Source organism: Nonomuraea sp. NPDC050404 (genome assembly GCF_040655495.1).
Classification (GTDB): domain Bacteria; phylum Actinomycetota; class Actinomycetes; order Streptosporangiales; family Streptosporangiaceae; genus Nonomuraea.
Genome location: NZ_JBFAKB010000001.1, coordinates 1,009,154 through 1,034,995, shown reverse-complemented (window position 1 = coordinate 1,034,995; position 25,842 = coordinate 1,009,154). Strand labels below are relative to the sequence as shown.

Genomic DNA, 25,842 nt, shown 5'->3' with positions numbered 1-25,842 from the left:
CGCGCTGTGCGCTCAGCCCCTGGCATGCGCGCTGTACGGCGCGACCGTGATCCTGTCGATCACCGGCGCGTACTGCGAGCGGAGCAGCACCCCGGGGAAGGTGTCCGAGGCGTAGGTCCTGCCGTCGAAGTTGGGCAGTTCCGCCGAGGAGAAGCGGAGCGTGTTGTCCCCCCTGCGGAGTTTCAGTGGCACGGTCAGCTCCCAGAAGTTGTTCTCGTGGAAGGTGTGCGGGAACAACACCCGCCGCGGTGCGGCGCCGTTGATCGACAGGTCGGCGTGCCTGGCCAGCGGGTCGGGGTTGTAGTGGGTCGCGGCCGACTGCTCGGGGTTGGAGTAGCGCACGCGCATGGCGTACGTGCCCGCGGCCGGAGCCCTGACCGTGAACGTCAGCGTGTTGCCGTTGCCCGGCGCGCCGCCGATCCCGGTCACCGCGGCCTGACCGGCGGCCAGCGAGAGCCGGGACGCCTTGGCGGTGCCCGCGAGCTGCGCGGACTCGGCCTCGTACACGGTGGCGGGCAGTGCTGTGGCGGCGGCCTGCCGCACCGTGAGGCGGTCGATGAGCGCGGTGCCCGAGGTGCCGGTGACCCTGACCTTGTTGATGCCGCCGGACAGTGACACGTTCACCGACGAGGCCCCGCGCCGCGCGTCCAGGACCAGTTCGCCGTTGACCGACATCGCGGCCCTTCCCGGGCCGAGCAGCGCGAGGTCGAGCGTGGCGGCGGCGTCGGCGGGGGAGTAGACCCAGAACGTGGCCGACCGGCCGCGCCCGGCCGCCGCGACGCCGGAGCCCGAGCCGCCCGTCCCGTATGACGGCCTCGCGCCGGTCAGGTCCGCCAGTTCGGCCTCGTAGACGGAGGTGGTGGCGGCCGGGTTCGGCAGCGAGAGCCGGATGCGGTCCACGATCGCGTCGCCCTTCGTGGCCCCGGACCCGTCGAGCGCGCGGGCGGCCAGCGAGATGACGTGCCTGCCCGCGGTCAGCTCGACCGTGGTGTCGGCGTGGTCCCAGACCACCCACTTGTAGCCGAGCGGCAGGAACAACTCCTGTTCCGCGCCGCCGTCCACGCGGACGAAGACGTTGGTCGGGCCCTGCTCACGCACCAGGTCGTAGGTGTTGAGGGAGTTGGCGAAGACACTGAGGTCGTAGCGGCCCGCGCGCGGGACCTCGACGGTGAAGTCCAGGACGCCGTCGGAGCCCGTACGCAGCCCGCCCACGTCGTAGCGGCCCGAGGTGTAGAACTTCGACACGTCGGCCGGCGAGCCCTCGGGCCCGTTGCGGCTGTAGCCGGTGCCGGTGTATTCGGCGTCCTCGGCCTCGTACGACCGCGCCCACAGGTCCGGGACGGGCGCCGTCGCCCTGCCGGGCCCCTTGGGGGTCAGGACGATCTCGTACGCCGACGACTCCTTCAGCCGGGGCAGCCCGCCGGCGCCGAAGTCGAAGACCACGGCGCCGTCCTTGACCGCGACGTCCCGCTCGGCCACGACCTCCGGCTGCGCGGAGTCGCCGACCTGCCCGGTCCACGGGATCTCCCTGATCCACGCGTGCACGGTGCGGCCGAACAGGCGCGCGGGCACGTTCTCGAACCGGATGTGCCCGGCGCTGTCCGCGCCGCCGAAGATCGCGCGCGCCTGCCGTTTGCCGGGATCGAGGGTGGCCACGCCCTGCAGCGTGTAGTTCTGGCCCGGGTACGGCGGCGTCACCCGCACGGTGTGGCCGCTCATGGCGCCGTAGGCGTTGAACAGCCACCACTGGCCGTTGCCCCGGTTGGCCTGCACGGCCGAGTCGGACAGGTTGCCGTCGATGTTCCAGTACGCGATGTCGGCGTCCACCTTCGACTCCTCGATGGCCGAGATCCACTGGATCATCTGGCCGGGCACCGAGGTGTGGTAGTTGAAGGCGTACTCGTTGACGTTGATCGGCAGTTTCCTGCCCTCGTGCGCGGTGCCCGCGAAGACCTCGGCCTCCATCTCGCGGTAGCGCCTGACGCTGGAGCGGACCTGCTCGGGGTGGCTGAGCTCGTGCCAGGTCATCACGTCGGGCACCGTGCCCGCCTCGACCGTGTGCTCCAGATAGCCCTTGACCTGGGAGTACAGCACGCTGGTGTTGGGGCCGGCGATGCGGGCGGAGGGCATTTCGCCCTTGATGAGCGCGTGGATCTCGTCCCAGGCCCTGAAGTAGTCGTCAGGGTCGCTGAGCCAGCTCACGCCGTTGTAGCTCCACTGGCCGGTGCCGTACATGTTGCCCTCGGGCTCGTTGAACGGCACGAACACGATGTTGTCCTGATATTTCGGGTCAAGTTGCTTCGCCTGGGCGACCTGCTTGGCGATCTTCTCCTTGTAGAGGGTGAGTTTCTCCTCCGGGGTGCCGCCGGGCCACTGGTAGGGGAAGCCGCGATGGATGTCGGTCATGTAGACGTACACGTCGCCGTCGGTGCTGTCGGCCAGCGGTTTCACCACCTCCAGCGCGTCGGCGCCCGGGTGTTGCGCGCCGTCCTGCGCCTTGGTGGACACCGTGCGCACGCGCATGCCCTCGATCAGGTTGTTCGTCGGCACTCCCGGCCCGTAGAGGCCGTAGAGCGTGCCCGACGCGCCGCCGTGGAAGGGGCCGGTGTCCTTGGCCAGGTCGATGACGAGCTGGCCCTCGCGGATCACCGTCACCTCGGCGGTCACCGGCCTGCCGCCGGCCGTGCCGTTCGCGGTGAAGGTGCCGGTACGGGCGTAGTCGCCGGGGTCCACGGGCCGCCAGGCGATGGGCAGGTCGCGGTCGTAGCCGTCGGAGAAGGTGGCGCGGACCGTGGCGGGCAGGGGCGGCGCGGCGCCGATGATCGTGCGGACGGTGAAGGCGTCCTGGGTGAGGCCGGTCGGGGCAGGCGGTTCGACGCCGGTGGTGGCGGCCACCTCCTCGGCCGACAGCGCGGCGGCGTACATGCGGAAGTCGTCTATCGCGCCGTCGAACAGCGGGTCCTGGTAGAAGGAGCGTCCGATGAAGCCCGCCGACGTGGTGGCGGCGTCGATGAGCTGCGCGGCGCTGATCGAGGTGGGCGCGGTGGAGACGGCGGCGCCGTCGAGGTAGGTGGTCAGGCGGCCGGCGCCCGTGTCGAGGGTGACGGTCAGCGTCTTCCACGTGCCGGACTGCAGCGCGGCCGAGCCCGTGACCTGGGCCTCGCCGCCGCCGCCCGAGGTGGTGAGCGCGGTGCGCAGGCGGCCGTCGCCGTTGTAGGGCGTGGTGAACAGGTAGCGGCCGGTGTCCTTGCCGAGTGCGTAGATCCACTGCCAGGGGGCGGTCGTGCCGTCCCAGCGCACGCGCGCCGAGACCGTCAGGTCCGTTCTGTCCCGCAGTGCGGCGAGCGGTACCGTTACGTAGGCGCCATCGGAGTTCGGCGCGCCGCCGGGCAGGCTCAGCGCGTGGCCGCCGCCCCGGCCCTCGACCAGGGCCGCGGTCGAGCCGTTGACCAGCGTGCCGTCCAGGCCGTTGCCGGAGGAGTCGGTGATCGTGCCGGTGGTGAGGTCGTCGGGGTCGAACTCATAGGCGAGCACGGGGGCGGGCGGCGCGGCTGCGACGGCGGGCGGCGCGGCCGCGGCGGCGGGCGACACCGGCGTGCATAAGGCGAGCAGGAGCACGGCGGGCAGGGCGATCCTCGGGTGCATGGCTGGTCCTTCACTGCGCGGGCGGGGGCGGGGCGCTTCTCGGTGGGTGGAAAGCCAGGAAACCGTTTTCCGCAAATTAGCAACGCTCTCTTGCTTGCGTCAACGGACGGTAGAATTGACAAGGCAAGGCGGTAGGAAAGCGGAGGAAAGTATGGGGAAATTGGAGCGTCACGCCACGATCGCCGACGTCGCGGCGCTGGCCGGGGTGTCGGTGGGCACCGCCTCCAAGGCCCTCAACGGCCGTGGATCCCTGCGCGAGGAGACCCGGGTGCGGGTCAGGGAGGCCGCCAGGCAGCTCAGCTTCGAGGTCAACGCGGGAGCGCGCAGCCTGCACTCCGGGCGTACGTACACGGTGGGCATGATCACCATGGACACGATCGGCCGGTTCAGCATCCCGGTGCTGATGGGCGCGGAGGACGCGCTCGGCGCCGGGCAGATGTCGGTGTTCCTGTGCGACGGGCGTGACGACCCGATCCGGGAGCAGTACCACGTCAAGACGCTGCTCAGCCGGCGTGTGGACGGCATCATCGTCACCGGCAGGCGCACCGAGGCGCGCGCCCCGATCGCGGCGGGGCTGCCCGTGCCCGTCGTCTACGCCTACATCAGCTCCAGCGACCCGCAGGACTGCTCGGTGGTGCCCGACGAGGAGGGCGGGGCGCGCAAGGCGGTGGAGCACCTGCTGGCCATCGGCCGTACGCGGATCGCGCACGTCACCGGCCCCGAGCACCACCACTCGGCCCGCGTCCGCGCGTCGTCGGCCGCCGAACGCCTGGGCGAGGCCGGGCTCGAACTGTCGGGGCCGCCGCTGTTCGGGGCGTGGAGCGAGGTGTGGGGGCGGCAGGCGGTCGGGATGTTGCTGGCCGGTGGGACCGGGTTCGACGCGGTGTTCTGCGGCAGCGACCAGATCGCCAGGGGCGTCGCCGACGCGCTGCGGGCCATCGGGCGCCGGGTGCCGGAGGACGTGGCGCTGGTCGGGTTCGACAACTGGGACGTGATGACCGGGGCCAGCCAGCCGCCGCTGACCAGCGTGGACATGAACCTGGACGGGCTCGGCAGGACGGCCGCCGAGATGTTGCTGGCCGCCATCAACGGCACCCACTCACCCGGCCGCCATGCCCGGCCCTGCCGCCTGGTGGTGCGCGAGTCGACCACGGTTCCGCTGGTGCCGGGTACGCTCTGAGTCAAGGTCATGATCCCTCCGCTGAACCGCGCCGCCGACGGCCGTCCCGCCGCCCCCGTCCGCATGTTGCACCTGGGGCTCGGCGGGTTCTTCCGCGCCCACCAGGCCTGGTACACCGAGCACGCCCCGGACGCCGCCCGCTGGGGCATCGCCGCCTTCACCGGGCGCAGCACGGACGTCGTGGCGCGGATGTCGGCCCAGGACTGCCTGTACACGCTGGTCACGCGGGGGAGCGACGGTGACTCCTTCGAGGTGATCGGCTCGGTCGCGGCGGTGCACGCCGGGGGTGATCACAGCGACTGGCTGGCGTACTGGCGACGGCCCGAACTGGCGGTGGTCACGCTGACGGTCACCGAGGCGGCCTACACGAAGCCAGGCGCCGATCTCGCGGCGTTGCGGGCGGATCCGGAGGCGCCGGTACGGAGCGTGGCCGGGCGGCTGGCCGCCGGGCTGGCGGCGCGGCGGCGGGCCGGGGGCGGGCCGGTCGCGATCGTGCCGTGCGACAACCTGCCCGGCAACGGCGAGGTGGCCGCGCGGATGGTCGGCGAGCTGGCCGGGGCGGCCGGGCTGCGGACCTCGGACGCCTCCTACGTCACCACCATGGTGGACCGGATCACCCCGTACCCGTCGGCGGAGGACTCCGGCGTGGTGGCCGCCGCCACCGGCAGGGCCGATGCCGCGCCCGTGGTGGCCGAGCCGTTCGCCGAGTGGGTGTTGTGCGGGGAGTTCCCGGCGGGGCGGCCGCGCTGGGAGGAGGCGGGTGCCCGCTTCGTCGCCGACGCGGCGCCGTACGAGGAACGCAAGCTCTGGTTGTTGAACGGCGGCCACTCGCTCCTCGCCTACGCCGGCGGTCTGCGCGGCCATGCCACGGTCGCCGAGGCGGTCGCCGATCCGGCCTGCCGCGGGTGGCTGGTGGAGTGGTGGGCGCAGGCCGCGCGCCACCTGGACTTTCCCGAGCCCGAGCTGGACGCCTATCGGGACGCGCTGCTGGCACGGTTCGCCAATTCGCGGATCCGGCACACCCTGGCGAAGATCGCCGAGGATGGGTCGCAGAAGTTGCCCGTGCGGGTGCTGCCCGTGTTGCGGGCCGAACGGCGGCGGGGCGGGTTGCCCGGCGGGGCCGTCCGCATGATCGCGGCCTGGCTGCTGCATTTGCGCGGTGGCGGCGTTCCGGTGCGCGACGCCGTGGCCTGCTCCCTTCCGGTCGCCGGGCCGTTGCCGGAGGCCGCCCGTACCGTGCTGGCCTGCCTGGATCCGGAGCTCGCGCACGACACCGAGCTGATCGACGCCGTCGCGACGCGGGCCGCGAACTTGGCGTGAGAGGAGGTCAGCCGGGTCGGTGGAGCAGGAGCATCGCGGCGTCGTCCAGCAGCGGGCCGCCCGTGTGCGCGACGAGGTCGGCGCGCAGCGCGTCGAGCGCCGCCTGCGGGTCGTCGTGCCGCAGCAGCCGGGCCCGCTCCGCCAGCGGGTAGAACTCGCCGGCCGCGTTCCTGGCCTCGATCACCCCGTCGGTGAAGAACAGGATGCGGTCCCCGCCCCCGAACGGGACCCGGTGCGACTTGATCGCCGAGGAGTCGAACGAGCCCAGTCCCAGCGGCAGGCCCAGCTCGGGCGGCTCGGCGGTGACCAGGCCGCCGTCACCGAGCACGAGCAGCGGCGGCGGATGACCGAAGTTCACCAGCGTCATCTCCGTCTCGTGGACCTCGGCGAGGATCGCGGTGACGAACTGCTCGCCGCCCAGGTGCCTGGCCAGGCTCGCCTCCAGTCGCTCGCCGATGTCGGCGGGGCCGGCCTCGTCGTAGGCCGCCTCCCGGAAGGCGCCCAGCACCCAGGCCGCCGTCTCGACCGCCGCCAGGCCCTTGCCCTGGACGTCCCCGATCAGCAGCCGTACGCCGTGCGGGGTCGTGACGATCTCGTACAGGTCGCCGCCGATCTGGGCCTCGGCCGCCGCGGAGGTGTACGACAACGCCACCCGCAGATCCCCCGCCCGCCGGGGCACGGGCCGCAGCAGCACCCGCTGCGCGGTCTCGGCGACCTGCCGGACGCTGGCCAGTTCGCGCTCGCGCAGCAGGCGCAGGCGGGCGGCCAGCATGCTCGCCGCGGTCACGCCGGCGATGCTGATGATGGTGAGGTTGTTCTCCCAGGTGAACAGCAGGCCGTTGTAGGAGGCCATGGGCAGGCAGATGGCCAGCGCCACCGCCCCGACCGCGGCGGTCCTGCGTACACCGCCCGACACCGACGCGAAGGCCGGGCCGAGCGTGAGAAGGGGCAGGAACACCAGCAGCTCGCCGGCCAGCAGGTCGAGCCCGGCGACGCCCAGCATGACGACGAACGGAAGCCAGCGCAGGACCTGCAGCGACCTCATCCGACCCCCGAGTGCAATATCAACCACTATTGACTCACCAGCATCGCGCAGTGCATGTGCTGTTCTCAAGCCGCGCATGGAGAGGCGATCCAGTCACGCGATCATGGATAGATTCGATTCGACAGAATTCGAATCGACAGCGAGGAGCCATCACGTGGTATCGGCTGACGCCGGCATCCGGCGATTAATGGTGGATTCCGGGGAGCCCCGCGGCTGGGTCTCTCCGAGGACCGATCTGGTGACGGCGCTGCTCGGCGTCTGGTTCGGGATCGGGCTGATGATCGACGCCTGGGCGCACACCAACCTGGCCGAACTGGAGACGTTCTTCACGCCCTGGCACGCGGTGTTCTACTCCGGGTTCGCGGTGGTCTCGGGCTGGATCATCTGGCAGGTCTGGCGCAACGTCCGCGCCGGCAGGCAGGGGCCGGCGGCCGTGCCGTTCGGCTACCTCGCCGGGCTGCTGGCGGTGCCCGCGTTCGCCTTCTTCGGGCTCATCGACATGTTGTGGCACACCGTGCTCGGCATCGAGACGAGTCTCGACATCCTGTTCAGCCCCTCGCATCTCGGGCTCATCGTGACGATGCTTCTCATCATCACCACCCCGCTGCGCTCGGCGTGGAACGCCCCCGACGTGGGCGCCCAGCCGTCCCTCGGCCGCCTGCTGCCCGCGCTGATCGGGCTCGCCTTCGCCACCACGCTCGTCTCCCTGTTCCTGTCGTACGGCGACGCCATGCAGTACCGGCCGGTCCGCATCGTCGAGGCGTTCTCCGCCGTCAACGAGCCCGGCGCCGACCGGCTCGCGCTCGCGATGGTCGTGACCAACATCATCCTGCTCAGCCCCGTGCTGCTCCTGGCGCGCCGCTGGCTGCTGCCGTTCGGCTCGGTGACCGTGATGTACACCCTCGCCGTGCTCATGCCCGGCGCCCAGACCGAGTTCAAGAACGTGCCCGTCCTGGTGTCGTTCGTGGTCGCCGGACTCGTGAGCGACCTGCTGATCCGGTGGCTGCGTCCCACGGGCGAGCGGCGCGCCGCGTACTGGACCTTCGCCGGGCTGTCCGGCCTGGCCACCTGGTCGCTTTACATCGGGATCGCCTCGGCCACCGGCGGCGGCCTGCCCACCGTGCCCGAGCTGTGGACCGGCGCGCCCATCATCGCCGGGCTCATCGGGCTCGCGCTGGGCGCGCTGTTCCTGCCCAACGCGGCCGGAAGCGAAAAAACCACGCCCGACACCGCCGACGACACCGCTGACGGCACAGCCGGGGCCGCGCCCCGTACGGTAGACGCAGAGCGGGCATGATCCGAGTCCTGTGCCTCGTCGCCGTGCTCGTGCTGGCGATGGCCTCCCCCGCCGCGGCGCACAACGTCACGGCGGGGGCGGACCTGCGGATCGCCCAGACGATCGCCGGCGCCGAGGTCACGGTGGTGATCAAGGGCACGTCGCGGGTGCCGGGGCCGCTGCGCATCGGCGTCATCGCCTACCAGCCGGTCTCCGGGCTGCCCGTGGCCGTCGAGGTCCGCTCGGTCGAGGACGGCCGCACGGTGACGGGCACGGCCCTGGCCGCGGCCCAGCCGCAGTACGCGCAGCTCCAGGTCGAGCGGACCGGCCCCCACGAGCTGAAGCTGAGCGCGGGGAACGAGACCGCCGTGGTCCCGTTCCGTGTCCTCGTCGATCGCGGTTCCGCGGGGGACTTCCTCATCTACGGCGGCTTGTTCCTGGCCGCGCTGCTGCTGGTGGGCGGCCTGCTCACCGGGATGACCACCCGTCCGGGCACGGCGATGGCGCTGGCCGCCGGCGCCGCCGCCGGGGTGACGGTCGCCGCCATGGTGATCGTGTTCGAGCCGCAACTGCCTCCCGCCGCTCCTGACGGCGCCGCGCCCACGGTCGAGACGACCGCCGTGGCGGGCGGGCGGCCGTACGCGCAGGCGCGGGTGGAGACGGTGCCCGCCAGGCCGGCCCAGGGGGAGGAGTTCACGCTGCGGATCGACCTCGTGGACGGCTCCACCGGGCGGCCCGTGGACGACCTCGTCGTCCACCACGAGGCGCTCGCGCACGTGATCGTCACCAGCGAGGACGGGCGGTACTTCCGCCACGTCCACCCCCTGCGCACCGCCCCCGGGCGGATGGAGGTCAGGTTGCGGGCCGAGCGTCCCGGCCGGTATCTGGCGCACGCCGAGCTGGAACGGGAGGACTCGGGCGGGCAACTCGTCGCCGCGGACTTCACCGTCGGCGGCGACGGCGAATCGACCGAGAAGACGGAGCGGCCGACGACGCCGGAGCCGGGTGGCGAGGCCGTCGTGCCGACTCTGCGGCCCGCCGTGCCGGTCGCCGGCCGGCCCGCGACGATCGAACTCACCGCCCCCGCCGGCGTGCGGCCCTGGCTCGGCATGACCGGCCACCTCCTCATCCGCAGCCAGGACGGCGACTTCCTCGGCCACGTGCACGAGATGGGCGCCCCGGGCTCCCGGCTGCGCTTCACCTTCAGCTTCCCCGAGCCCGGCCGCTACCTCGCCTGGGTCCAGTACGCCACCGGAGACCGCATCGTGACCGCGCCCTTCACCGTGGACGTGACGACCCCGGAGGCCGTGCGATGAACAGGAAGCGGGCGCTGATAGCGGTGGCGGTGCTGGTGGCCGCCACCGTGGCGCTGTTCGTGGCGGGCGGGAACGCGGCGGCGGAACCGGTCAACGTGCGCACCACGGGCACCCACTACGCCGCCACCGTCCTGATCGAGGACCCGGCCCCCGGACGCGTCACCGTGGAGATCAGGGTGGACAAGGGCGACGCCGACAGCGTGATGGTCTCGGCGGTGATGCCCGACATGGGGCACGCGATGCCCGAACTCCCCGCCACCGAGCGGGAGCCCGGCCGTTTCCTGGCCGAGGGCGAGCTGTTCTCGATGAGCGGCGTCTGGGAGCTCTCGGTCCGCCTCGACGGCCCCGCGGGCGTGGAGGAGCTCGCCGTAAAGGCCCTGATCACGGGCTGAGCAACCAGAGGGTACGCGCGGCCGTCCCGCACCGTGACACCGGTCGGGGCGGCCGTGGCATGTGGGCGTTCCCATGCCGGGACTTGACAGGACACGCGGCGTCGTAAAACATTATCCCTACTTATTAAGTAGAGAAAGGGGAGATCGTGCGAGCGCTCATCCTGCTCGGGCTCGTCGGCCTGGCGGCCCAGCTCGTCGATGGCAGCCTCGGCATGGCGTACGGCGTCACGTCGACCACGCTGCTGCTGGCCATCGGCACCAACGCGGCGGCCGCCTCCGCCACCGTCCACCTCGCCGAGATCGGCACCACGCTCGCCTCCGGCATCTCCCACTGGCGCTTCGGCAACGTGGACTGGAAGGTCGTCGCCAAGATCGGCATCCCGGGCGCGATCGGCGCGTTCGCCGGGGCCACGTTCCTGTCCAGCCTGTCCACCGAACTCGCCGCGCCGGTGATGTCGATCATCCTGCTGTCGCTCGGCGTGTACATCCTCATCCGCTTCACCGCCTTCGGCCTGCCGCGCGGCAACCTGGGCAAGCCGCTGCGCAGGCGCTTCCTGGCGCCGCTCGGCCTGGTGGCCGGCTTCGTGGACGCCACCGGCGGTGGCGGCTGGGGCCCGGTCGGCACCCCCGCGATCCTGGCCAGCGGGCGCATGGCGCCGCGCAAGGTGATCGGCTCCATCGACGCCAGCGAGTTCCTCGTGGCCATCGCCGCCAGCGTCGGCTTCTTCGTCGGCATCGGCTCGGAGAACATCAACTTCTCCTGGGTGGCCGTCCTGCTGCTCGGCGGCGTCATCGCCGCGCCGATCGCGGCCTGGCTCGTACGGCACATCCCGCCGCGCATCCTCGGCTCCGCGGTGGGCGGCGTGATCATTCTGACCAACGTGCGCACGCTGCTGCGCAGTGAATGGATCGACGCCTCCGGCGGCGTGCAGACCGCCGCCTACATCATCATCGCCGTGATCTGGGCCGCCGCGATCGCCTACTCCGTGCGCGAGTACCGCCGCGACAAGGCCAACGAGTCGGTCGACGCGGTGGAGAGCGAGCTGGGCGCGCGTCCCGCCGGTGAGAAGGAGGAGACGGCCAGCGCCTGAGCCGACGGGCCCATGAGAATCTCCGCCAGAACCCAGTACGCCCTGGGCGCCATGCTCGCCCTGGCCGCGTCCGACCGCCCGGTGCACGCCGAACGGATCGCCGTCACGCAGGAGATCCCGCGTCGCTTCTGCGACAACATCCTGCTCCAGCTGCGCCGGGCCGGGCTCATCCACAGTCAGCGCGGGCCGGACGGCGGCTACTGGCTGGCCCGCCCGGCCAAGGAGATCGCGCTCGCCGACGTCATCCGCGTCACCGAGGGCGCCGAGCCGGTCATCCGCCCCTTCTCCCCGGCCGCCGCGCCCCTCACCGAGATCTGGAGCCGGCTGCGCAACCACGAGAACGCCCTGCTCAACGAGATCACCCTGGCCGACGTCATCGCCGCCGAACCGCTTACGGACGAGAACGGCGGGCCGGTCGCGCGGCGCTCGTCACGGGGGGCGGTCGCGGGCGAAAGTGTCTGAGCGGCCTGGCAAGCTGGGGCGGTGGCTTTCGGGGTGGTCGAGTTCGAGCTGGCGCTGCTGCACCGCATGCGCGACGTCAACGCGGCCAAGGTCGAGGAGGCGCTCGAAGCCAGAGGCGCCTCCCGCACCGAGTTGCGGGAGGCGCACGCCCACTGGACGCGGCTCACCCACGTACGCAGGGGCGTCTCCGCGCTGCGGGTGGCGCTCGGCCCGCCGCCGCACCGCGCCCGCCGCCCGGCCGGCAGCCTGACCTGCGACGTCCTGCGCTGGCCGCTGCCGACCTGGCCGGGCCTGGAGTACGAGGCGCTGCTCGGCCCCGGCGGCGAGCTGTGGAACCAGTGGTTCGTCCGCGCCTCGGGGCCGGTCACGACGAGCCTCGCGGACCTGACGCCGTGGGGGTTCGTCGTGGCGGACGTCGCGGCGAGTTTTCCCGGCGCCGTACAGATCGATGGGCCCGCCCCGCACCACTGGACCGTCGACTTCCGCCACGACGGCGAGGACTACCGGGCCCGTTTCGTCTACGGCCTCTTCCAACGCCTCGACCGAAAACCGGACCCCGACTGAACACAGTGCCCCGACTCTGAACACAGCGCTCCGGCCGGACGCGGTGCCCCGGCCGGACGCAGCCCGCCAACTGAACGCAGGGGCCCCGGCCGGATGCGGCGCCCCTGGTTGAACGGTGCTTTGCCGGGAGTTGCTAGCGGGGGCGTTTCACGGTCAGCAGTGCCTGGTAGGCGGGCTTGGGGGCCAGGTTCTCGTCGAGCAGGCACGCCGAGCCCTCCCCATCGAACCAGCCCGGCACCCACGAGTGCCGGTCGGTGTAACCCCAGACGGTCAGCTCACGGCAGGCCCTGACGCTGAGGCAGTCGGACAGGGCCCGGCTGTAGTAGCTGGCCTGGGTGGCCAGCTTCTCCGGGGTGACGGGCAACACCATGCGCACGTCCAGCTCGGTCACCGCGACCTCCAGCCCGAGGTCGGCGAAGCGGCGCATGACGTTGGCCCAGTCGCCGGGGTAGTCGTACTGGATCCCGAGGTGGCCCTGGAACCCGACGCCGTGGATCGGCACCCCCTGCGCCTTCAGGTCCTTGACCACGGACAGGGTGGTCTCGATCTTGGGGGCGTTCCACTCCAGGTTGTAGTCGTTGATGAACAGCTTGGCGTGCGGGTCGGCGCGGTGTGCCCAGCGGAAGGCGTCGGCGATGTAGCCCGGTCCGAGGTGGGTCAGCCAGATGCTCTGCCGCATCGTGCCGTCCTCCTCCACGACCTCGTTGACCACGTCCCAGGCCCTGATCTTGCCCTTGTAGCGGCGTACCTGGGTGGTGATGTGGTCGCGCAGGATCTGCCTGAGCTCGGCGGCGTCGATCGAGCCGTCCGCCACGCCCGCGGTCAGCCAGGCGGGAAGCTGGTTGTGCCAGACCAGGGTGTGGCCGCGTACCTGCTGGTGGTTGCGGCGGGCGTTCTCGACCAGGGCGTCGGCGTCGGTCCAGGTGAACACGCCGCGCTGCGGTTCCACGGACTCCCACTTCATCGCGTTCTCGGCGGTGACGTGGTTGAACTCCCGGTTGAGCACCTTGCGGTAGTCGGACTCCGCGCGCAGGGCGGCGATGTCCACGGCGGAGCCGATCTTGATGCCGGTCTGCTGCGCGAGCTGGCGCAGGTCCCGGGGTGGTCGCGGGTGGGCGGAGGCGGGGAGTGCGGGGAGGGCGAGGACGAGCGCGAGAGCGATGATCAATGGCTTCACCAGAGACCTCCGTGGGGGGTGCCGAGGCGTCCGAAAGTTTCGGATATGTATCGATAGTTTCACCGACTGCCGGAACCGTAAGCGTTCGCGGACGCCACGTCAATGCTTGAACCGCGCACCGATCACGCACGTTCTACGGGCATGGTGTTGTCCCGCTTGCTCGCCGTCCTCATCCTCATCGCAACCGTGCTGGTGGGGGCCTCCGCCCCGGCGTACGCCTGTAGCTGTTCGAGACTGTCGCCGGCCGAGGCGGTGAAGCACGCGGACACCGTGTTCACCGGCACCGTGGCGTGGGGGAGCGGCGAGGGGGAAGTCCCCGTGGGCCGGCCCGTGATCTACACCTTCCGGGCCGACAACGTGTACAAGGGCGCGCCCGCCGCCGAGTTCAGGCTCGTGAGCAGCGCCGACACCGCCGCGTGCGGCTACCCGTTCGCGACGGGCGGCCGCTATCTCGTGTTCGCCTCCTCCGGCGACTCGGGGATGTTCGAGCAGCCGGAAGAGGTCGGGCTGTCGACCACCCTGTGCTCGGGCAACGTCCCGGTCGAGCCGGGCGAGGGGCCCCTGCGGCCCGGGGACGAACGCGCCACCGGGCATGAGAGCCTCGGGGGGCCGATCGACTCCGAGATGATCGCCGCCCTCGGCGCCCCCGTGCGGCTGGTCATGAGCGAGCGGACCAGGGAGGTTCCGGCGCCCGTGGCGGAGGACGACGCCGGCTGGGGCCGATTCGCCGCGGGCGCGGCGGCCCTTGTCCTCCTGGTCGCGGCCGGCGTCCTGATCGCGCGCGGACGCCGCCTCCGCTGACCGTTCAGACGCGCTCCGGCGTACGGGACCTCCACGGCGCCTGGTACGCCCACTGCCAGGCCAGTTCGAGCGGTCCGCGCTCGAAGCGCCGCAACCACAGCGTGGACAGCCCCATGAACAGCAGACAGATCCCGGCCCACGCCACCGGCACCCACCACGGCCGCAGCCCGTCCAGCCGGTCGGCCAGCCCCAGGCCCCAGTTGTAGCAGAGCACGCTCGCGGCCAGGTTCTGGAACACGTAGCAGGACAGCGCCGTACGGCCGACGTTGGTGAGCCCGCGGCGCAGCGGGCCGGGCTCGCCGCGCAGGCCGAGCACCACAGAGGTGATCATCGCGAGCAGACCGAGAGCGACCAGCGGCGCGACGAGGTAGCGGTCGATCATGAACCAGGTGGGACCGGCGAAGGAGGTCACCAGGTTCAGCGGCACCCCGATGCCCAGCCCGGCCACCATCAGCCCGCCCCGCAGCCGCGCGCCACGCTCGTCGAAGACACCGGCCCGCATCAGCCGCACGCCGAGCAGGAAGAGCACGGTGCCCAGGGGCACGATGAAGACGAGTTCCATCCGGAAGACGATCGCGTTGTCCAGCCGCAGCCAGACCTGGTCGAGCCAGCTCGCCGGGTACACGGGAGCCGCCCCGCCCCCGCCCCCGGCCGGCACCGCCGTCAGCGCCAGCGTGGCCAGCCCGACCAGGGCCACGAGCAGCGTGCCCGCGGCGACCATCCACGCCGTGATGACCCGCTCACTCCGCCCCACCAGGTACGCGACCAGCATGGAGGTGATCGCGTACCCCATCAGCACGTCGAACTCGAAGACCAGGATGTAGTGCAGGACACCCTCGGCCAGCAGCAGCGCCGCCCGCCACAGGTACCGCCCCGGCCAGCGCATCCCCTTGCGCACCGCGCTGCGGTACTGAAGTTCGAGCCCCACCCCGAACAGCAGGGTCAGCAGGCCGAGGAACTTGCCGTTGGCCAGGAACCGCAGGAAGGTCTCCACCGCACTGCCGCCGTCGCCGAACTGGAGGAACTCCAGCGCGCCGCCGGGGGCGGTGAAGATCCAGATGTTGGTGCCCAGCGTGCCCATGATGGCCACGCCACGAAGGACGTCGAGTGCGTCGATGCGTCTGCTCACACTCTCAAGCCTGCTGGCTCACGCACTCGCGGAGATCGGCCTGGGGAGCGAAAAACGCCGTACATCGATGGATGTACGGCGTTACACCTTTGGTTTCGCCGCAGGCTCTCAGGCTTCCACGCCGGCCTCCTTGGCGGCACGGTCGATGGCCGTCAGTTCGTCGTCGGTGAAGTCCAGCCGGTCCACGGCCGCCACGTTCGCCTCCAGCTGCTCGGGGCTGGAAGCGCCCACGAGCACCGAGGTGATCCGCGGATCGCGCAGCGCCCAGGCCAGTGCGAGCTGGGCCACCGTCTGGCCGCGCGAGGTGGCCAGCTCCGACAGCGCCCGTACGAACGTCAGCACCTCCGGCGTCACCCGCTCCGGGGTCAGGAACCGGCCCTCGGCCGCCCTGGAGTCGGCCGGGATGCCGTTCAGGTAGCGGTCGGTGAGCAGGCCCTGGGCCAGCGGCGAGTACACCACGCAGCCGACGCCCTCCTGCTCGAGCACGCCGAGCAGGGACTGCTCGATGCGCCGGTTGAGCAGCGAGTACGAGGGCTGGTGCACCAGCAGCGGGGTGCCGAGCGCGCGCAGCAGGCGGGCGGCCTCGGCCGTGCGCTCGGGGGAGAAGTTGGAGACGCCGACGTAGAGCGCGCGGCCGGTGCGGACCATGTGGTCCAGCGTGGCGACCTGCTCCTCCAGCGGCGTGTCCGGGTCCTCGTGGTGCAGGTAGAAGATGTCCACGTAGTCGAGGCCGAGCCGGGCCAGCGAGCGGTCGAGGGTGGCCAGCAGGTGCTTGCGCGAGTTGCCCTTGCCGTACGGGCCGTCCCACATGGGGTTGCGGCCCTTGGTGGTGACCACGGCCTCGTCTCGCAGGGACCGGGGGAAGATCCGCCCGAACGTGGCCTCGGCCGCGCCGAGCGGCGGGCCGTACCTGTCGGCGATGTCGAAGTGGGTGATGCCCAGGTCGAAGGCCTTGTGCAGGATGGCGCGCTGACCGTCGAGCGGCTTGCCCTCGCCGAAGTTGTGCCACAGGCCGAGCGACACCGCGGGCAGGAGGAGTCCGCTACGGCCGCACCTTCTGTACGGCTGGCGTTCGTAGTCCAAGGGGGTGACCTTCCGCAAAGATCGAAATGAAACGTTTTACGCCCTCCAAGTTAAGCACCTTCTCCACGTCGTCCGCCGCTGCGCCCGGCCATCTGCGCTCGCCGACCGTCAGTTCCCCGTGCCCGGCCAGTCGAGCGCCGGCCGCTCGGGCCTCGCGGTCCGCAACTCGGGCATCTTCCCCGGCAGGTGGTACTGGACGCGCCAGCCGGAGAAGTCGAAGTTCTCCAGCCGCGGTTTGCCGTCCTCGCCCAGCATCGGCGTCAGCTCGATCTCGGCATAGGCGGGCAGCAGCGACTTGGGGTCGATGAGGTACTCGATGTGGAACCCGGTGCCCATCCCGCCCGTGTAACTGTATGGATGCGCCTGCGGATCGAGTCCCGTCTTCTTGAACGACCACATGAGCGACTGCCCGCCGATGTAGAGCCCGCCGGCCCGCTTGGTCGGCTTGATGTCCACGACCAGCCGCAGGTACTTCCTGCCGTCGATCTCGGCCGGCTGCACCCGGCCCGGGTTGACCAGCCCCTCGTACTCGGTCCGCAGCTCGCGAATCCACACCTCGGCCTGCTCCGCCGTCAGCCCGCCGGCCGACACGCCGTCGGTGATGTATCGGTAGGCGCTCTTCTGGGCGCACATCGTGTCGTCCCGGCTGACGGGGAGCCACTTCTTGGACATGAAGCTGTACAGGTGGGACTCGTTGTCGTCGCAGTAGGAGACCGGCCCGTCATCGTCGTCGCCCGATCCCCAGGCGAGCTGCCACTTCTTGGTCCGGTAGTCGTAGCCGCTCTCCCACACGTACTTGGGCGTGTTCTTGTCGAACTCCGCCTTCTCCTGGTACGAGCTCATCGTGATGTGCATGACCGGCTGCGTGGTCAGCGCCTTGAAGCTGGCGTAGAACAGGGCGGCCGGATCCACCTTGGCCAGGTCCCCGTCCGTCAGCGAGCCCTTCTTCAGTGCCTCTAGGCTCGACGCGTCCGCCTCACCGGCGGCTGCTTCGCCGCTGCCGCCGCCGGACAGCCGCCACACCAGCATCCCGCCCCCGCCGATCGCGATGACCGCCACGAACGAGATCACCGCCGCGATCACTCCTGCCCCGCCCCGCTTCCTGGGTGGCGGCGGATAGTAGCCCGGGGGAGGCGGTGGCGGAGCGCCGTAACGGTACTGATCGTGGGGTCCACCCGACCACTGCGTCATTCGGAAATCCCGTCACCTCTGCGTCATTGGGCGGCCACGCTAGCAACACCCCCGCTCGCTTCGAAAATGCTGGAAATCTTGCACGAGGAGGGCGTTTCGCGGGCACATCGAAGGAGGGACGGGACGGGCAACGGGAGCGTGGCATGGCCGATTCATCGCCGGCGCGGTTCTACCGGGAACACGGTTACCTGCTGGTCAAGGGCTTGATCGGCAAGGACGAGGCGCGGGCCTACCGCGAGGAGTGCCACGCGGTGCTGGCGCGGCTGCGCCCGTACGACCCCACCTGGGGCAGCGCCAGGCGGCTCGCCGCGGGCGCCACGGAGCTGCGGCACTGCCACGACGTTCAGTACCACTCGGCCGCGTTCGGCCGGCTCATGCTCGATCCGCGTTTCACCGACGTGGCGGCGGAGCTGATCGGCTCGGAGAACGTCCAGCTCCACCACACCAAGATCTTCGTCAAACCGGCGGAGAAGGGCTCGCCGTTCCCCATGCACCAGGACGCCGCCCACTTCCCGCACACCCGCCACACCGTCGGTGCGGCGATCTTCCACTTCGACGACGCGCCCGAGGAGAAAGGGTGCGTACGCGTCGTTCCCGGCAGCCATCGGCAGGGGCCGCTGCCGCACGTCGAGGAGGGCGGCTGGCACCTGCCGCCGGCCCGCTGGCCGCTGGAGGAGGCGCTGCCGGTGCAGGCGGAGGCGGGGGACGTGCTGTTCCTCGGCTATCTGACCGTGCACGGGTCGGGGGTGAACCGGTCGGGGGAGGCCCGTACGACACTGCTCGTCCAGTTCCGCGACCCCGAGGACCGGCCGACCGGCGACGTGCACCTTTCGCGCGGCCAGGGGATGATGCTGCGCGGCTTCGACCCACTGGCCGACCGGTGAGGAACAGGTGCGCCTTGCACCCTTCGATCACCGGGCACCTAGGGAAACCCCCAGGAGGCTCCCGGAAGCGGATGCGAGGCCGGCGGCCCTAGATTCGTAGCCTTCGGGCGGAGGAGGCCACCCGAAGGCCGGGCGGCTGGTCAGGAGGAGCCAGCGTGAGGATCTCATGAGCCGGGCTCTCATCGTGAGCGGGCACCTTGTGGACACGCCCGGCAGGCAGCCGCCGCGCTTCCCGCAGCGGCTGGTCGGCAGGGTGACCGAGGAGATGAAGGCGATCTTCGACGAGTGGGACGTCGGCCCCGGCACCGTCGTCGTCTGCGGCGGCGCCAGGGGAGCCGACCTCATCGGAGCGGGTCTCGCACAGGACCGGGGTGCCCGCGTCATCGTCTGCCTGGCGCTCCCGCGCGAGGAGTTCCTCCGCCGCTCGGTGGACCTGCCCGGCACCGACTGGCGGGCCAGGTTCGAGAGGCTGACCAGGTCGGCCCAGGTCGAGCCGCCGCCGTACGGCACCGCGGCGGGCGACGAGGTCTTCGCGGAGGCGAACGAACGAATGGTCCGCCTGGCCCGCGAACTCGACCCCGAACCGCTCGCCGTCGCCGTGTGGGACGGCCGGCCGGGCGACGGCCCCGGCGGCACGCACGACCTGGTCACGCGCCTGGGCTACGAACCGGGGGATCGTCGCATGCGCGTCATCCGCACGTGCTGAGGAGAGCCATGTTGGATATGACGCGCTCATCTCGTACGGCCACCGCCGGGAGGACAGGATCCTCGCGGAGGCCCCGCAACGCGAACCGCAGACCTTCGCCCGCCCCTGATACCGGCCCGCGGCGTCAACCCTCCGGCCGGGGAGCGGCTCTCCGACCTGACACCCGGCGGTAACGGAACGATCCGGTGGGGGATGTAGGGGGCAGTGGTTCCCGTCGTCCCCCGGATGCGGAACGAGGCGCGATGAAGGAAACGACCTCCATCAGATCGTCCGTCATGGCGGGGTTCGGGGTGCTGGCCCTGGTGACGTTGGTGCTGGGGTATCTGGGGCTGACCGAGTACGTCGCGAAAGAGAGCAAGTACACCTTTCTGGACCGGGTGTACTACGACCTGCAGCTCTTCGTGATCGACAGCAAGCCGCTCGACACGGGCGGCGCCCTGCCGTGGACGCTGGAGGTCGCCAGGTTCACCGCCCCGGCGGTCACCATCTACGCGCTGATCGAGGCCGTACGGCTGCTGCTCGGCAACGAGTTCCGCCGGCTCAGGGCGCGCGAGGCGCGGCGGCACGCGATCGTCTGCGGGACCGGGCCGCTGGGGCAGGTCGTGACGCGGCGGTTGCGGGAGGCGGGCCGCAGGGTCGTCGTGGTCGGCGGTTCGGCGGCGGTCCCGCTGCGCGCGCCGGGGGTGATCCACGTGGCCGGCGACGCCAGGGACCCGGTGGTGCTGCGCTCGGCGGGCGCGGGAAAGGCCGAGATCGTCTACGCCTGCGAGGACGACGCCACGGTCAACGTGGCCATCGCCGCGGCCGTGCACGGGCTGCGGCCGGTCGCGCCGGTCTCGTCGTACGCGCACGTTCCCGACCCCGGGCTGTGCGCCGCGCTGCGGGCGCGCCGGCTGGGCGTGAGCGGGCACCAGGGGCACCGGCTCGACTTCTTCAACCTCGACGAGCTGGCCGTACGCGTGCTCCTGGCGCACGACCCCGTCAAGGAGGCGCGCCCAATCCTGCTGGTGGGGTTGTCGCCCTTCGGCCGCGCCCTGCTGGTCGAACTGGCCAGGCGGTGGCGCCTGCTGCCGCCGCCACCGGGCGTGCGCCTGCCGGTACGGGTGATCGCGCCCGGCGCGGAGAGCGAGGTGGCGCGGCTGCGCCGGACGTACTCGTTCATGTCCGGCGCCTGCGACGTGACCACGGCCGACGCCGGCCCCGACGGGCTGCGCACGCTCCTGGCCGAGGGCGGTGAGTCCTTCCAGCGGGTCTACGTGTGTTACGGCGACGAGCATGCGGCGCTGACGGCCGCGCTCACCGTCGTCCCGCTGTGGACGGGCGCGCCCGTGATCGTCAGGGTGGGCCAGCGTACGATGTTCGGAGACGCCTTCCGGGATGCCCGGCTGATGGAGGACCTCGCCGGGACACTGCAGATCTTCGCCGTCACCGAGGAAGCGGGGAAGCCGGCCTTGATCGACGAGGACGTGATCGAACGCCTGGCGCGGGCGATCCACGACAACTACCTGCTCGGGTGCGTCGAGCGCGGCGAGACGCCCGGCGAGAACGCCTCCATGATCCCCTACGAACGGCTCACCGAGGACAAGAAGGGCCAGAACCGCGACCAGGCGGCCCACATCGGCGCCAAGCTCGCGATGATCGGCTGCGTGCCGGCGCCCGGCGCCGAAGCTGCGGCCGACTTCTCCTTCCGGCCCGGCGAGGTGGAGAGACTGGCCCAGGCGGAGCACACCCGCTGGATGAAGTACCTCCTGGCCAGGGGCTGGACCCACGGGCCCGTGCGCGACGACGCCAGGAGGCAACATCCGGACCTGGTGGACTGGGATTACCTGTCCGAGACCGGCCGCGACAAGGACCGCAAGGCGGTCGCGGAACTGCCCCGAATCCTGGAGGACGCGGGACTCCTCATCGTGCGGATGTCCGGTGGCTGATCCCGGCCCAGGGCACGTGGGGCTGCTCCTCGTGCGGATGTGCGGTGGCTGATCCCGGCCCAGAGCACGCCCTGCCCCGGAGCCGCGGGACGGCCGGACCGAGTCCGCCGGAGAAGAGCCGTCGGCTCGGTCAGTCGGCCAGCAGGCGGCGCTGTTCCTCCTCGACCACCTGACGGGCCAGCGACTGCTCCGAGACGTCCACCGCGTCGCCCGAGGACTCGGCCAGGTCGCTGCGCCTGGCGTAGGCGTCGAACAGTTTCGACTTGCGGCGCAGGATGTCGAGCATGCGCTGGTCCACCGAGTCGACCGTGAGCAGCCGGTGCACCTGCACCCTGCGTACCTGGCCCATGCGGTGGGCCCGGCCCACGGCCTGCGTCTCCATGCTGGGCTTGACCTGCGGCTCGCACAGGATCACCACCGAGGCCGCCTGCAGGTTGAGGCCCACCCCGCCCGCCTGGACCTGGCTGAGCAGCACCGCGTGGCCGGTCGCGGCCGAGAAGTCGTCCACCATCCGCTGCCGTCGCTCGGCGGCGACCCCGCCGGACAGCGGCCCGTGGGCCCGCCCGTTCAGCGCGGCCCCGACCGTGGCCAGCACCGCGCGGAAGTAGGAGAACACCACCACCTTCAGCCCGTTGGCCTCGGCGTCCTCGATGAGTTCGAGCAGGCGCTTGAGCTTGGCGGAGGTGGCGGGTTCGGCGTAGGCGGCGCGGCGCATGGCCATGAAGTTGCCTTCGGACACCGCCCGCCGGTATGCCTCGAAGTCGGCCCCGCTGAACTCCACCCACTCGTCGGCCTCCATCCGGTCGGGCAGCTCGCTCAGCACGTCCTGCTGGTTGCGCCGCAGGTAGACGGGCGCGACCGCCTTGCGGAACGCCCGCGCCCCCGCCACCACGTCGCTGTTGCGCAGCCCGGCGGCCACGTCGGGGCGCAGGTAGGACACCAGCGTGCGGAACTCCTCCACCCGGTTCTCCATGGGCGTGCCCGTCAGGAACAACACCCGCCGCGCCCGCCCGCACCAGGCCGTGACCGCCCGCGCCCGCCTGGTCTCCGGGTTCTTGACGTAGTGCGCCTCGTCCACGACCAGCATGCCCACGTCGGGCGCCGTCGTGTCCAGCCGGTGCAGGCCGTCCAGGGTGGCCACCGCGACGCCGCCCTCGCGCGCCCACTCCGCCTGCGCCGCCGCCCGGTCGGGGCCGTGCAGCGGGTAGGCGCGCAGGGTGCTGCGGGACTCGATCTCCCGCACCCAGTTGATCAGTACGCTCGCCGGGCAGGCCACCAGGAAGTGCCGCTCGCCACCGGCCCGCAGGTGCGCCAGCGCCGCGATGGCCTCGATGGACTTGCCCAGCCCCATCTCATCACCGATGATCACGCGTTCCTGGGTGAGCGCGAAACGTGCCCCGAACGCCTGGTAGCCGCGCAGCGACACGCGCCGGTGGGTGTCGTCGAGCGGATGCGCGGCGACCTTGGCCGCCAGGTCGTCGGGCAGCAGCCCCTGCCCGGACCCGATCGGCTCTCCGGCCAGCTCCGCCAGCAGGCCGAAGTACTCGGGCGAGCGGGACTCGAAGTCCGCCCACGCCTCCAGGTCGCGGGCCGCGGGACGCAGCAGGTCGGTGGTGACCTGGGCGAGCAGCAGCCGCGTCTCCCCGGCGCCCGCCAGCAGGCCCTCGATCTCCGCCACCGCCTCGCGCGCCCGCCGGCGCCGCCCGGGCAGCGTGAACATCATCCGCAGCCGGTTGCGCGCCGGCCGCGCCTCGGCCAGCAGCGGCTCCAGCCGCCCCGCCAGCTCCCGGGCCGCGTCCAGGGCGCGGGGCAGGTCGGGGCCCACGTTCACCAGCCGGTGCAGGGCGATCACCAGCTCGGTGGTGTGGTGGTCTGGCCGGTCCACGTCGAGGCGCAGGCTCGCGGCCTCGGCGGCGGCCCGCTCGATCTGCCGGGCGGCCGCGTGGATCTGCCCCGCCGTGCGCGCGCCGATCCCCGGCAACAACTGCAGCGCGTACGGCGTCGCCTCCAGCACCTGCCGCACCGTGGCGTACCCGGCCTTCTCCAGCGTGCCGATGCGCAGCCGCCCGTCGGTGACGTCCTTCAGCCGCGAGACGGGCACCGCGTCGAGCCCGGCCCTGGCCACGTCGCGGCGCAGCGCGTCCAGGGCGTGCGCCGCCTGCGCCCGTACGGAGGCGTGCTCGTCGAGCAGCGTCCGTGTGTCGGCCAGCAGCCGGTCCGCCTCACGCCATTCCACCGGATTAAGCATGCCCCAGCACGCCGGTGCCCGCGCAAGAGCCGACATCGACGAAAGCGGTCAGTTCAGCCGCACGCCGATGAGGCAGGTGTCGTCGTCGGTGTCGGAGTGGCAGTGCGTCAGCAGGTCGTCCAGGCGGTGGTCGAGCGTGGCGGCGTGCCGTTCGGCGATGGCCAGGAGCTGGTCCTGGGCGTGGCGCAGGTTGTGGTCGCGCCGCTCGATCAGCCCGTCGGTGTAGAGGAGCAGCGTGTCGCCGGCCCGTAACTGCAGCTCACCCTCCTCGTACTGGGCGTCGGTGAACGCCCCCAGCAGCGGCCCCTTCACCATGGCCAGCTCCGAGCCGTTGCCCTCGCGCAGCAGGATGGGCGGCAGGTGCCCGGCCCTGGCCCAGCGCAGTACGCGGGTGGGCGGGTCGTACAGGCCGCACACGGCGGTGGCGGTCATGCGGTCGGCCAGGTGGTGGGCGACCTGGTTGAGCCAGCTCATGATCTGGGCGGGGCCCGCGCCGGTGGTGGCCAGGCCGCGCAGCGCGTTGCGCAGGACGACCATGCCCGTGGCGGCCTCCACGCCGTGCCCGGCCACGTCGCCCACCGACAGCAGCACGCGGCGGGACGGCAGGGCGACCGCGTCGTACCAGTCGCCGCCGACCAGGTGCTCCTTCTGCGCGGGCCGGTAGCGGACGGCGATGTGCAGGCCCGAGGAGTCCATCGAGCCGTGCGAGGGCGGCATGATGGCTTGCTGAAGCTGCAGGGCCAGGCGGTTGCGCGCGGCGGACTGCTCCTCGGTCTGGGCGAGCTCCTCCCGGGTGGCCGAGAGCGCCACCTCCGTCCAGTGCTGGGAGGAGATGTCCTGGTAGGCGCCCCGTACCGCCATCAGCCGCCCGTCGGGCCCGAAGACCGGCTCGGCGACCACGCGCATGTGCCGGGTGACCCCGTCGGGGCGGCGCAGCCGGAACGCCACGGCCGCGAAGCGCCGGTGGTGCAGCACCGTGCGCAGGAAACGGCCGATGGCGATCTCGTCGTCGGCGTGGGCGTGGTCACGCAGGCGTTCCAGGGGGATCGGGTCGTCGCCCTGCGTCAGGCCGTACAGGGAGTAGAGCTGGGCGTTCCAGGTGATGTGGCCGGTCATCGTGTTCTCCTCGAAGCCGCCGATGCGGCCCAGCCGCTGGGCGTGCTCCAGCAGCCCGGCCAGCCGCGCGCCCTCGTCGTGGTCGCGCCACACCAGCAACACGCAGTCGCCGTGCCGGGTCAGGCTGACGTCCGCCACGCCCGTCGTGCTCAGCGCGAGCGGCATGCGCTCGGCGCGGAACGGCTCGCCCGTCGCGTGCACCCGCTCCAGCCGCGAGAACAGCCCACCGGCCGCACGGGGGTAGGCCTCCAGCAGCAGACCGCCCGACACCAGCGGATACGCCTCAAGCAGCAGTCCGTCCCCGCCGGTGATCCGCTCGTTGACGTGCTCGATGCGGAAGTCGGCCGGCTCGCCGCGCGCGTCCGGCTGCGCCCGCAGCACCAGCGCGGGGTCGGGCAGGGTGTCGGCCAGGTCCACGATCTCCGACGGGGCCCGCGAGGAGGGCGCCAGGGGCACGAGCGGCGGGTCGAGCGTGTGCGCGCACAACTCGGCCATGGCCTCGATCTGCCGCTCGATCCTGGGCGGTCGCGGCGGCAGCGCGTTCGGCCAGCAGATCTCCAGCACGCCGAGTATCCGCCCGCCCACGGTCATCGGCACGGTGACCCGCCCGCCGCCCGCGACGAGCCGGCCGATGGCGGGCAGCCCCGAGTCGGAGTGCCAGATCAGGCGCCGCTCCGTCAGCGTCCGCCCGGCCGGGGTGAGCACGCCGGGCGGGACGTGACGCCAGCGCCTGGCCTCCTCGTCCCCGAAACCGGCGTACCCGGCCAGGCAGAGCGCGGCGCCCGGCTCGGCCGCCCACACCGCCACCGCCTTGGCGCCCAGCGGGCCCAGGGCGTGCTCCAGCATCGCGGCGGCCACGACCATGGTGTCGTGGGCGCCGAGCGCGGCGCTCTCGGCCGTGCGCAGCCGTACGGCGGCCTCCGGGTCGTTCCTGCCCGCCTCGCCGATGCGGTCGCGGGCGACCTCGCTGACGACGTCGGCGGCCACCTCCAGCCGCGACACGCCCGCCTTGGCCGCGAGCGTGGCCAGCTGCTCCGACGCCTGCGCGGGGCCGCAGCGCAGCCGCTCGACCAGGACGCCCTTGGCCAGCTCGACCACGGCGCGGTCGTCGGCGGCGCGGCGGGTCCGCCGGACCTCCTGCCGCAGCCGTTCGACGACGGCCGCCAACCGGCCCAGCTCCCTCTCCGCCTCCCCGCCCGCCTCCTCCGGGGGGATCGGATCGGTGTGTGGAGGCGTCACGGGGGAGTCGTCACCGGATGGAGTGTGCACGTGCCGCTCCTCGTCGCAG

General features: G+C 72.0%; 20 protein-coding genes. 12 read left to right on the top strand and 8 right to left on the bottom strand.

Going from position 1 to position 25,842, the window contains the following annotated elements:
* Window positions 1-12: 12 nt before the first annotated feature.
* Window positions 13-3,645, bottom strand: coding sequence for a LamG-like jellyroll fold domain-containing protein (locus AB0I81_RS04520; RefSeq protein WP_360649760.1), 3,633 nt, complete (start codon window positions 3,643-3,645; stop codon window positions 13-15).
* A gap of 151 nt (window positions 3,646-3,796) precedes the next feature.
* Between AB0I81_RS04520 and AB0I81_RS04515 the strand changes: the two genes are divergently transcribed.
* Window positions 3,797-4,825, top strand: a complete 1,029-nt coding sequence (locus AB0I81_RS04515; RefSeq protein WP_360649757.1) for a LacI family DNA-binding transcriptional regulator — start codon at window positions 3,797-3,799, stop codon at window positions 4,823-4,825.
* A 9-nt stretch (window positions 4,826-4,834) separates the two neighbouring features.
* On the top strand, window positions 4,835-6,145 hold the full coding sequence (locus AB0I81_RS04510) for a mannitol dehydrogenase family protein (protein ID WP_360649754.1): 1,311 nt from the start codon (window positions 4,835-4,837) through the stop codon (window positions 6,143-6,145).
* A gap of 7 nt (window positions 6,146-6,152) precedes the next feature.
* Here AB0I81_RS04510 and AB0I81_RS04505 read toward each other — a convergent pair whose 3' ends face one another.
* Window positions 6,153-7,190, bottom strand: a complete 1,038-nt coding sequence (locus AB0I81_RS04505) for a PP2C family protein-serine/threonine phosphatase (protein ID WP_360649750.1) — start codon at window positions 7,188-7,190, stop codon at window positions 6,153-6,155.
* 238 nt (window positions 7,191-7,428) lie between these two features.
* Here AB0I81_RS04505 and AB0I81_RS04500 point away from each other — a divergent pair, with 238 nt between their 5' ends.
* The 6 genes from AB0I81_RS04500 (at window position 7,429) to AB0I81_RS04475 (ending at window position 12,291) form a co-directional block, all read left to right on the top strand.
* Entirely contained in the window at window positions 7,429-8,487 is a 1,059-nt protein-coding gene (locus tag AB0I81_RS04500) for a hypothetical protein (protein ID WP_360649747.1), read from the top strand.
* Window positions 8,484-9,782 (top strand): hypothetical protein, encoded by a 1,299-nt coding sequence (locus AB0I81_RS04495; RefSeq protein WP_360649744.1) that lies wholly within the window; start codon window positions 8,484-8,486, stop codon window positions 9,780-9,782. The genes AB0I81_RS04500 and AB0I81_RS04495 overlap by 4 nt, the downstream gene beginning before the upstream one ends.
* Window positions 9,779-10,174 (top strand): hypothetical protein, encoded by a 396-nt coding sequence (locus tag AB0I81_RS04490; RefSeq protein ID WP_360649741.1) that lies wholly within the window; start codon window positions 9,779-9,781, stop codon window positions 10,172-10,174. Before AB0I81_RS04495 ends, AB0I81_RS04490 begins: the two co-directional genes overlap by 4 nt.
* Window positions 10,175-10,320: 146 nt before the next feature.
* On the top strand, window positions 10,321-11,265 hold the full coding sequence (locus tag AB0I81_RS04485) for a sulfite exporter TauE/SafE family protein (protein WP_360649738.1): 945 nt from the start codon (window positions 10,321-10,323) through the stop codon (window positions 11,263-11,265).
* Between the two features lie 12 nt (window positions 11,266-11,277).
* Entirely contained in the window at window positions 11,278-11,727 is a 450-nt protein-coding gene (locus tag AB0I81_RS04480) for an Rrf2 family transcriptional regulator (protein WP_360649735.1), read from the top strand.
* A 21-nt stretch (window positions 11,728-11,748) separates the two neighbouring features.
* A complete protein-coding gene (locus tag AB0I81_RS04475; protein WP_360649732.1) occupies window positions 11,749-12,291 on the top strand; it encodes a hypothetical protein in 543 nt (180 codons plus the stop codon).
* A gap of 133 nt (window positions 12,292-12,424) precedes the next feature.
* On the opposite strand, the gene AB0I81_RS04470 is transcribed toward AB0I81_RS04475, so the two are convergent.
* Window positions 12,425-13,468 carry an endo-1,4-beta-xylanase gene (locus AB0I81_RS04470; protein WP_360649729.1) on the bottom strand — a complete coding sequence of 348 codons (1,044 nt, stop codon included), beginning with the start codon at window positions 13,466-13,468 and terminating at the stop codon, window positions 12,425-12,427.
* 141 nt (window positions 13,469-13,609) lie between these two features.
* Here AB0I81_RS04470 and AB0I81_RS04465 point away from each other — a divergent pair, with 141 nt between their 5' ends.
* Window positions 13,610-14,269, top strand: coding sequence for a hypothetical protein (locus tag AB0I81_RS04465; RefSeq protein ID WP_360649726.1), 660 nt, complete (start codon window positions 13,610-13,612; stop codon window positions 14,267-14,269).
* A gap of 4 nt (window positions 14,270-14,273) precedes the next feature.
* Here the strand turns inward: AB0I81_RS04465 and AB0I81_RS04460 are convergent, their stop codons facing one another.
* From AB0I81_RS04460 to AB0I81_RS04450, 3 genes are all read right to left on the bottom strand, one after another.
* On the bottom strand, window positions 14,274-15,398 hold the full coding sequence (locus tag AB0I81_RS04460) for a DUF418 domain-containing protein (RefSeq protein WP_360649723.1): 1,125 nt from the start codon (window positions 15,396-15,398) through the stop codon (window positions 14,274-14,276).
* A gap of 108 nt (window positions 15,399-15,506) precedes the next feature.
* Window positions 15,507-16,481, bottom strand: a complete 975-nt coding sequence (locus AB0I81_RS04455) for an aldo/keto reductase (protein ID WP_360649720.1) — start codon at window positions 16,479-16,481, stop codon at window positions 15,507-15,509.
* Between the two features lie 108 nt (window positions 16,482-16,589).
* A complete protein-coding gene (locus AB0I81_RS04450) occupies window positions 16,590-17,552 on the bottom strand; it encodes a hypothetical protein (RefSeq protein WP_360649717.1) in 963 nt (320 codons plus the stop codon).
* Window positions 17,553-17,815: 263 nt separating this feature from the next.
* Between AB0I81_RS04450 and AB0I81_RS04445 the strand changes: the two genes are divergently transcribed.
* The 3 genes from AB0I81_RS04445 to AB0I81_RS04435 all read left to right on the top strand — a co-directional run bounded on the left by AB0I81_RS04445 (window position 17,816) and on the right by AB0I81_RS04435 (window position 21,190).
* Window positions 17,816-18,556 carry a phytanoyl-CoA dioxygenase family protein gene (locus AB0I81_RS04445; RefSeq protein WP_360649714.1) on the top strand — a complete coding sequence of 247 codons (741 nt, stop codon included), beginning with the start codon at window positions 17,816-17,818 and terminating at the stop codon, window positions 18,554-18,556.
* Between the two features lie 166 nt (window positions 18,557-18,722).
* On the top strand, window positions 18,723-19,262 hold the full coding sequence (locus tag AB0I81_RS04440; protein ID WP_360649711.1) for a hypothetical protein: 540 nt from the start codon (window positions 18,723-18,725) through the stop codon (window positions 19,260-19,262).
* 242 nt (window positions 19,263-19,504) lie between these two features.
* Entirely contained in the window at window positions 19,505-21,190 is a 1,686-nt protein-coding gene (locus AB0I81_RS04435) for a RyR domain-containing protein (RefSeq protein ID WP_360649708.1), read from the top strand.
* A 130-nt stretch (window positions 21,191-21,320) separates the two neighbouring features.
* Here AB0I81_RS04435 and AB0I81_RS04430 read toward each other — a convergent pair whose 3' ends face one another.
* Both AB0I81_RS04430 and AB0I81_RS04425 read right to left on the bottom strand, forming a co-directional pair.
* Window positions 21,321-23,426 (bottom strand): DEAD/DEAH box helicase, encoded by a 2,106-nt coding sequence (locus AB0I81_RS04430; RefSeq protein WP_360649705.1) that lies wholly within the window; start codon window positions 23,424-23,426, stop codon window positions 21,321-21,323.
* Window positions 23,427-23,486: 60 nt separating this feature from the next.
* Window positions 23,487-25,823 carry a SpoIIE family protein phosphatase gene (locus tag AB0I81_RS04425; protein WP_360649702.1) on the bottom strand — a complete coding sequence of 779 codons (2,337 nt, stop codon included), beginning with the start codon at window positions 25,821-25,823 and terminating at the stop codon, window positions 23,487-23,489.
* Window positions 25,824-25,842 lie beyond the last annotated feature (19 nt).

Bases quoted from the DNA above. Each gene is read 5' to 3' on its own strand.
- AB0I81_RS04520 (WP_360649760.1), bottom strand. From the start codon at position 3,645: ATGCACCCGAGGATCGCCCTGCCCGCCGTGCTCCTGCTCGCCTTATGC.
- AB0I81_RS04515 (WP_360649757.1), top strand. From the start codon at position 3,797: ATGGGGAAATTGGAGCGTCACGCCACGATCGCCGACGTCGCGGCGCTG.
- AB0I81_RS04510 (WP_360649754.1), top strand. From the start codon at position 4,835: ATGATCCCTCCGCTGAACCGCGCCGCCGACGGCCGTCCCGCCGCCCCC.
- AB0I81_RS04505 (WP_360649750.1), bottom strand. From the start codon at position 7,190: ATGAGGTCGCTGCAGGTCCTGCGCTGGCTTCCGTTCGTCGTCATGCTG.
- AB0I81_RS04495 (WP_360649744.1), top strand. From the start codon at position 8,484: ATGATCCGAGTCCTGTGCCTCGTCGCCGTGCTCGTGCTGGCGATGGCC.
- AB0I81_RS04490 (WP_360649741.1), top strand. From the start codon at position 9,779: ATGAACAGGAAGCGGGCGCTGATAGCGGTGGCGGTGCTGGTGGCCGCC.
- AB0I81_RS04480 (WP_360649735.1), top strand. From the start codon at position 11,278: ATGAGAATCTCCGCCAGAACCCAGTACGCCCTGGGCGCCATGCTCGCC.
- AB0I81_RS04465 (WP_360649726.1), top strand. From the start codon at position 13,610: ATGGTGTTGTCCCGCTTGCTCGCCGTCCTCATCCTCATCGCAACCGTG.
- AB0I81_RS04445 (WP_360649714.1), top strand. From the start codon at position 17,816: ATGGCCGATTCATCGCCGGCGCGGTTCTACCGGGAACACGGTTACCTG.
- AB0I81_RS04440 (WP_360649711.1), top strand. From the start codon at position 18,723: ATGAGCCGGGCTCTCATCGTGAGCGGGCACCTTGTGGACACGCCCGGC.
- AB0I81_RS04435 (WP_360649708.1), top strand. From the start codon at position 19,505: ATGAAGGAAACGACCTCCATCAGATCGTCCGTCATGGCGGGGTTCGGG.